This is a genomic window from Rahnella sp. WP5, from assembly GCF_000745615.1.
Taxonomy (GTDB): Bacteria; Pseudomonadota; Gammaproteobacteria; order Enterobacterales; family Enterobacteriaceae; genus Rahnella; species Rahnella aceris.
This window is the reverse complement of sequence record NZ_KN050721.1, coordinates 753,238-760,832: the sequence shown is the minus strand read 5'-3', so window position 1 is coordinate 760,832 and position 7,595 is coordinate 753,238. Positions and strand designations below refer to the sequence as shown.

Here is a 7,595-nt window from a genome sequence, read left to right as displayed (position 1 = left end):
CCGAATAGCCTGGTCGGTGACAACCCATCGTACAGCTTTTATCCAATAAAAAGAGCCAACAGGGACGAACTGTTAGCTCTTAGGCATTACGCAGTGACTTTCTGGTTTTGCGACGACCGATTATTGATGACATGAACGGCACAGCGACCTGCGGATGAACCTGACATAAAAAATGGCTCTTTGAAGCCGTCCGTTTTTTAAGGTTCTGCAGGCGCGGACTTCATCGTGGCGCAGGCAACGTAAGGTTGCCCATCAGACGCCGTATAGATTTAAGCAAGTCCATCATAAATCAAAATCAACGTTGCAAAAACGGGGGTGACCATAGATTTTTATGTCTGAAATTCCGCAATCACTCAGAACGCGATTATTCAGAACGGATAGTCGTGAAAACCGATTTGCTCTGAAATATTCCGCGCGGCAGTATGCAGCATTTCTACGTAATGACTTTTGCTTTCTTCGGAGAAACGAATCGTCGGGAAAGAAATACTCAAACCAGCAATCACCACGCCAAAGCGGTCGAATACCGGAACTGCGATACAACGAAGCCCTTGTTCCTGCTCTTCATTGTCTTCGCCGAAACCCTGCGCGCGAACCTGATCCAGCGCAGTCTGCAAATCGGCAGCATTCATGATGGTATTTTCAGTGCTGCGGGTAAATTCAATTTCCTGCAACAGCGCGCTGACTTCTGCTTTATCGCCCCATGCCAGCAGCACTTTACCGATTGCGGTGGTGTGCAGCGGATTGCGGCGACCAATACGCGAATGCATGCGCAGGTTGTACATCGAATCAATTTTATGGATGTAGACAATCCCGTCTTCATCCAGTGCACCGAGGTGGATCGTTTCGCGGGTCAGACGGGACAATTCGCGCATCTGAATATCAGCGCTGCGGATCAGATCGACGTTTTGCAACGCTTTGGCACCCAGTTCAAACAACTTGAGCGTCAGGGAATATTTCTCTGATTCTCCTTCCTGTGCGACATAACCCAGGGATTTCATGGTCTGAAGAAAACGGTAGACCGTACTTTTAGACATCATTACGCGCTGAGAAAGTTCAGTAATGCCAATCTCACGCTCTTCCCCCAACGCCTGTAAAATGCCAAAAACTTTCAGGACTGAGGAGACGGAATCGGGTTGCTTATCAAGATCTGCGATAGCCATAGGGTGTATTACCTGCTCGCGTTGAGTTTGTTTCAAAAAAAATAGAACGTGGTTTTTATTATACTGGCAAGCATCGCTGAGAAGCAATCAACCCATTGATCAAGAATGTAAGAACTGTTAAGCCAGTTTCATTCCCGACAGAGAGATAAAAAATTCATTACATCATGTGACAATTGTCACTTTACGTTAATTAGCGTAGTAATATTCCCCTCTCTGATGACTACGCACTGACAGAACTCATGACTTCTACACCTGCTGACGGATTACCCATTCCACAACGATATGGTGCCATTCTGGCCATTGCGCTGGGTATTACCGTTTCTGTACTGGATGGCGCTATCGCTAATGTCGCACTGCCCACCATCGCTAATGATTTCCATGCCAGCCCGGCAACCTCTATCTGGGTGGTTAACGCCTATCAGCTGGCGATCACGATTTCTCTGCTTTCTCTGGCTTCACTGGGCGACATATTTGGCTACCGCCGTATTTACCAGACGGGTTTGCTGGTATTTAGTATCACCTCGCTCTTTTGCGCCTTGTCGGATTCACTGATGACACTGACTGTCGCCCGTGTGTTACAAGGTTTTGGTGCGGCAGCGATCATGAGTGTAAATACCGCGCTGATACGTATTATTTATCCGCAGCGTTTCTTAGGACGTGGCGTCGGTATTAATGCACTTATCGTTGCCGTCTCGGCAGCGGCCGGACCCACCATTGCCGCTGGTATTCTGTCGGTAGCCTCCTGGCAATGGCTGTTTGCCATCAACGTTCCGATTGGTATTGTGGCTCTGATACTCGGTCTGAAGTTTTTACCGGCGAACTCGACGCGAAGTCAGGGTCAGCGTTTTGATATCATCAGCAGCGTGATGAATGCCCTGACCTTTGGCCTGCTGATCAGCGCCATCAGTGGATTTGCGCAAGGTCAGAACCCTATGTTGATCCTGAGCGAAGTCATTGCCCTCCTGATCATCGGCTGGTTCTTCGTACGCCGTCAGCTTTCCCAGCCTTTCCCGCTGCTGCCGATCGATTTATTGCGCATTCCTATTTTCAGTATGTCTCTGGGCACTTCGCTGTGTTCTTTCAGCGCCCAGATGCTGGCTTTTGTTTCACTGCCCTTCTTCCTGCAAAACACTCTCGGTCTGAATTCCGTGGAAACAGGCCTTCTGCTCACGCCGTGGCCGCTGGCGACGATGGTGATGGCGCCGATCGCCGGCCGTCTGGTTGAGCGCTTCCATCCGGGAATGCTGGGCGGGATTGGTCTGATCGTGTTCTCATTCGGGCTCTTTTCCCTGTCATTACTGCCATCAGAGCCTTCGCATCTGAACATTATCTGGCGCATGTTGCTGTGTGGTGCCGGCTTTGGGTTATTCCAGTCGCCGAATAATCACACAATCATCAGTTCAGCCCCGCGAAACCGTAGTGGCGGTGCGAGCGGACTGCTGGGCACTGCGCGTCTTTTGGGTCAGACAACCGGCGCGGCGATGGTTGCCCTGATGTTTAACCTGTTCCCGCAGCATGGCACTCACGCATCACTGATCCTTGCAGGAATGCTGGCCGGAACCGGCGCGCTGGTCAGTTTACTGAGGATGACGCAGAAAACCAGCAGCCAGAAGGAATCGGAAAACCTGAAATCCTGATATGAAAAAGCCCGGCAGAGTAGCCGGGCTTTTTGTTCAGCATTGCTGGAAACAAACTACTTGATGTATGCACCACTGCGCAGCGCTTCGATACGCTTGTCGAGTGGCGGGTGGGACATAAACAGCTCGCTGAATGACTTCGATTTACCGTTGATGCAAAACGCCATCATGCTCCCCGCTTCCTGCGGTTCGTGACTGGTTTTAAGGCGCTGCAACGCAGCAATCATTTTTTCACGGCCCACCAGTTTTGCAGAACCCGCATCCGCATGGAATTCACGGTGACGCGAGAACCACATCGTGATGATGCTGGCCAGAATACCGAAGACCAGTTCAAGCACGGTCGCCACGGCAAAATAAATCAGCGGATTGCCGTTACTGCTCTCTTCGCCATCACGGTTGCCGGAAAGGAAGCCCGAGGCCACCTGCGCAATAATACGTGAAATGAAGATCACGAAGGTATTCACGATCCCCTGAATCAGCGTCATGGTTACCATATCGCCGTTCGCAATGTGGCTGATTTCATGGGCGATAACCGCCTCGGCTTCGTCCTGACTCATGCTTTGCAGCAATCCGGTGCTCACCGCCACCAGAGAGGCATCGCGACGTGCACCCGTGGCGAAGGCGTTAATATCGGGTGCGTGATAAATCGCGACCTGTGGCATCGCAATGCCCGCCTGCTGAGACTGGCGACGCACGGTGTCCATCAACCAGCGCTCAGTTTCGTTACGCGGCTGCTCAATGACTTCCCCCCCCACTGAGCGTAACGCCATCCATTTCGACATCAGTAATGAGACAATTGCGCCACCGAAGCCAAACAGCCCGGCCATGATCATCAGCCCCGGCACGCTGCTGTGCTGAATGCCGGTCAGGCTAAGTACCAGCCCGAATACCAGCATAACGGCCAGGTTAGTCAGCAGGAACAACGCTATACGCATCATAAAATTTCACTTCCTCATTGTTACTTCATTGTTATTAGCGAGTCATACCACCGGCACATAGCATGCCGGGCTGTACTGATCCTATGGGCTTCTTATCAGGATTCAAGACTCCATGCGTTCTGAAGGCCTGAATTCACAATACTTTACATTTTGAAGCGTTTGCTTTTACAGACAGGGCTGAAATACCGATGTTATTGAGAAATACACGACATAAAAAAAGCGCACCGGAGTGCGCTTTTAGTCAGTCTGTCACAAGAATTATTTTGCCGGGGCCTGATCAACCTGAGACTTTTCCAGCTTGCCGAGATCGACAGCAATATGGTCGGCTTCATCAAGGTAAGGATCCGGAGCAACATAATCTTTCGGCAGATCGTCGAGAGATTTCAGCGGCTTCTTGCCTTCACGCTTGAAGCGTTCATTCAGGCGATTAAGACGCAGTGCATCATCCTCTTTATCTTCTTTATCACGCTGGGCGTAATTCAGAGAGGCAATGTTACGTTTGTCTTTCAGCGCCTTGTAACGCGCGATATCTTGCTGGATGTACTGGAACTCAGGATTTTGCGCAATACGGGCTTCATGCATTTTCAGCAATTCAGGCAGGAACGGTTTCATGTCGCCTAATTTGGTGTAGGTTGCCGCATTAATACTATCCCACGGAAGTGCGTTATCTTCGAACTTCTCGCCGGTTTCAATCGATTCAATACCGGTTGGCATCAGGATATCCGGGGTAACCCCTTTACGCTGAGTACTGCCGCCATTGATGCGATAGAACTTCTGGATAGTGTATTGCACAGAACCGAGCGCAGGCCATTCAGGGCGCAGCATCTGGTCGTAAATGCGGTTCAGTGAACGATACTGCTGAACCGTACCTTTACCGAAGGTCGGCTCACCGACAATCAGCGCACGGCCATAATCCTGCATAGCGGCGGCGAAGATTTCTGATGCCGAAGCACTGAAGCGGTCAACCAGAACCACCAGCGGGCCTTTGTAGTAAACGACGCCATCAGTATCACTGTCCTGACGGATGCGACCATTATTATCGCGTACCTGAACCACCGGACCACTTGGGATAAACAGACCGGACAGCGAAACCGCTTCCGTCAGCGCCCCCCCTCCGTTGGTGCGCAGATCGATAACCAGGCTGTTAACGTTCTGCTTAGCCATTTTCTGCAACTGCACTTTGACGTCATCTGTCAGGCCAACATAGAAGCCAGGAATGTCCATCACAGCGACTTTTTGAGCGCCAACATTTTTGATGGTCATTTTGACGGCGCGATCTTCGAGACGAATCTTCTCGCGGGTCAGCGTAATCACATGGTTCTTGGCATTTTTACCCGCTGGCAAGATCTGCAAACGGACTTTGCTGCCTTTTGGTCCTTTGATTAACGCAACCACATCGTCGAGACGCCATCCGATCACATCAACGATCGGAGTCTGTTTTCCTGCCTGAACCTGACCGACACCCACAATACGGTCACCCACTGCAATGGCTTTACTTTTGGCCGCCGGGCCGCCAGCTACCATCGAATTGATGACTGTATAATCGTCGTCACCTTGCAAGACCGCACCAATACCTTCCAGAGACAGGCTCATTTCGGTATTAAATTGCTCAGTGCTGCGAGGTGATAAATAGTTGGTGTGCGGATCAATTTCGTGCGCGAAGGCATTCATGACCAGTTGGAAGACATCTTCGCTGTTGCTTTGCGTCAGACGCTTCATCGCAAAATGATAACGCTTAGACAATACATCGCGAATTTCCTGATCGTTCTTGCCGGTCAGTTTGAGGTTCAGCTCGTCATATTTGACTTTCGCATCCCACAATTTGTCCAGCTCAGCGCGGTCTTTCGGCCACGGTGATTTACTGCGATCAAGTTCAATGGTGTCGTTGCCCGTAAAATCCATCGGGCGCTCAAGCACTTTTAACGCATAGTCATAACGTTCAAAGCGGCGTTTCTGAGCCAGATTGAATAAGGCATAGGGGGTAGTTAACTGACCGGATTTCAGTTCCTCACCCAAGGTGGCACGTTTATCAGTAAATTGTGCGACATCGGAAGCCATTAATACGTTATGGCCATAATCGAGCATGTTGAGGTAACGGTCGAAGATTTTCGCTGAGAAATCTGCATTAAGGTCGAACTGACGATAATGTGAACGGGTAAAACGAGCAGTCACACGCTCGCTCACCGTTGCATCCTGCGGATCCTGCGTTAAATTAGGAAGTTGAGCGAGAGTCACCGGTGTACTCTCGTTCGCAGCAAAGCTGGTGTTCACCAGCCCGGCTCCTGCCATTAACAGACCCGCAATAACGCTTAATCTGACAAATTTGTTCATGCCTGAGTTGGCCTCCGTATCAGAACTGCAAATGTTCTGCGCGTACAATCATCGCCAGACCCGAAGAGAGTTGAACGCGAACACCGTCTTTGGCAATTTCCAATACGGTTGCATCCATCGCACTCTGACCTGCTCTGACTTTGATTTCCTGGCCAATTTGCAGTTTTGAAATGTCTGTTACTGGCACATGACGCGGTTCACGTTTTTCCTCACGCGGTGGGCGAGGTGTACGTGGTTTGCGATTTTCCTGGCCAGCCACAGCTGCGGGCGCATTTTCACGACGCGGCGCAGGTTTTTTAGCGGCCGGACGTGGACGACGTGGCTCAGCGGTTTCACCGGCTTCACGACGTTTAGCCTGTTGTTCCGCACGTTGTGCCTGAACACGGGCTTTCGCTTCTTCCAACTGTTTACGGGCATGTTCTACGTGCTGTTCTTCGAGAACGCCACATGAATTACCATCAAGATCAACACGTTCTGCACCGACTTTAACGCCGTACAGATAACGCCAGCTTGAGGTATACAGGCGCAGAGCAGAGCGTAACTGAGTTTTGCTCAGATTCTCTTCACCTTGCACGCGCGCGACCAAATCCGCAAAGATACCGATCTTTAATGGGCGTGCTTCGCCTTCGGCGGTAAAACAGAGCGGGAACCGCTCAGCCAAAAAGGCGATGACTTCTTTACTACTGTTCAACTTAGGTTGATTTTCCATGAAATTTCCTGATTACAACGGGTTTGCCAACCGGCGCAGGCATGAACAGGCGTCATTATAATGACGCCATTATTAAATGCCACGTTATCCGACGATCAACTTACGATCAGATTGACATATTTTTCAGCATCGCAGCTTTCGAGATGCTGGCAAAGCCCGCTGACTAACTCTGTCAGCCCCAGTTCATCCGCTTCATCGAAGCGTTGATAAACGGTGCTATCAATGTCTAATACGCCGATCACTGTGCCATTAACGGTCACTGGCAGAACAATTTCGGCATTACTTGCTGCATCACAGGCGATATGCCCGGGGAAGGCATGAACATCCCCCACACGCTGTACAGCATTTTCCGCTACTGCGGTACCGCAGACGCCTTTTCCTACCGGAATACGCACGCAGGCAATTTTACCCTGGAATGGCCCCAGCACGAGTGTTGTGCCGTCCAGCAGATAAAAACCTACCCAGTTGACGCCATCAAGACGTTCAAAAAGTAAGGCACTTGCGTTCGACAGAGTAGCAATAAAATTGTTTTCTCCGGCGATCAACGCGTTCAAATCACGTTTTAATTCCGTGTAGAATGCTTCTTTATTCATGTAGTAACCAATAATGACCTAAGGGCACTGAGCCGTTCTGTTGTGCTTAACCCCTATAAAATAAGCATTAAATGCCCATGTGAACAAGGTTAATCCTGTGTGACATCAAAAAGACTCGCCTACAATAACTGTTTGCCGACCGCATAATACGTTATTTTGTCAAAAAAACCTGGCTGATCTTGGCCTGATGGCCTCGCCTGCCCCCCAACGGGGATGCGTAATTGTAA

Annotated in this window: 6 protein-coding genes; 1 reads left to right on the top strand and 5 read right to left on the bottom strand. The window is 50.3% G+C overall.

The features are described 5' to 3' along the window. Positions 1-368: 368 nt before the first annotated feature. The gene (gene kdgR / locus EX31_RS24895) at positions 369-1,160 is read right to left on the bottom strand and encodes a DNA-binding transcriptional regulator KdgR (RefSeq protein WP_013576147.1); all 792 of its coding nucleotides are present in this window, start codon (positions 1,158-1,160) and stop codon (positions 369-371) included. A gap of 239 nt (positions 1,161-1,399) precedes the next feature. Between kdgR and EX31_RS24890 the strand changes: the two genes are divergently transcribed. Next, entirely contained in the window at positions 1,400-2,797 is a 1,398-nt protein-coding gene (locus EX31_RS24890) for an MFS transporter (RefSeq protein ID WP_037037455.1), read from the top strand. Positions 2,798-2,853: 56 nt separating this feature from the next. Here the strand turns inward: EX31_RS24890 and htpX are convergent, their stop codons facing one another. From htpX to EX31_RS24870, 4 genes are all read right to left on the bottom strand, one after another. Further along, positions 2,854-3,735, bottom strand: a complete 882-nt coding sequence (gene htpX / locus EX31_RS24885; RefSeq protein ID WP_013576149.1) for a protease HtpX — start codon at positions 3,733-3,735, stop codon at positions 2,854-2,856. Between the two features lie 258 nt (positions 3,736-3,993). Beyond that, positions 3,994-6,066, bottom strand: a complete 2,073-nt coding sequence (gene prc / locus EX31_RS24880; protein ID WP_013576150.1) for a carboxy terminal-processing peptidase — start codon at positions 6,064-6,066, stop codon at positions 3,994-3,996. A 19-nt stretch (positions 6,067-6,085) separates the two neighbouring features. Next, positions 6,086-6,775: an RNA chaperone ProQ gene (proQ, locus tag EX31_RS24875; protein ID WP_013576151.1), complete on the bottom strand. Its 690-nt coding sequence runs from the start codon at positions 6,773-6,775 to the stop codon at positions 6,086-6,088. A 95-nt stretch (positions 6,776-6,870) separates the two neighbouring features. Further along, positions 6,871-7,368 carry a GAF domain-containing protein gene (locus EX31_RS24870; protein WP_037037454.1) on the bottom strand — a complete coding sequence of 166 codons (498 nt, stop codon included), beginning with the start codon at positions 7,366-7,368 and terminating at the stop codon, positions 6,871-6,873. Between the last annotated feature and the right edge of the window lie 227 nt (positions 7,369-7,595).

Coding starts and splice junctions, on each gene's coding strand:
- kdgR (WP_013576147.1), bottom strand. CDS start 1,160: ATGGCTATCGCAGATCTTGATAAGCAACCCGATTCCGTCTCCTCAGTC.
- EX31_RS24890 (WP_037037455.1), top strand. CDS start 1,400: ATGACTTCTACACCTGCTGACGGATTACCCATTCCACAACGATATGGT.
- htpX (WP_013576149.1), bottom strand. CDS start 3,735: ATGATGCGTATAGCGTTGTTCCTGCTGACTAACCTGGCCGTTATGCTG.
- prc (WP_013576150.1), bottom strand. CDS start 6,066: ATGAACAAATTTGTCAGATTAAGCGTTATTGCGGGTCTGTTAATGGCA.
- proQ (WP_013576151.1), bottom strand. CDS start 6,775: ATGGAAAATCAACCTAAGTTGAACAGTAGTAAAGAAGTCATCGCCTTT.
- EX31_RS24870 (WP_037037454.1), bottom strand. CDS start 7,368: ATGAATAAAGAAGCATTCTACACGGAATTAAAACGTGATTTGAACGCG.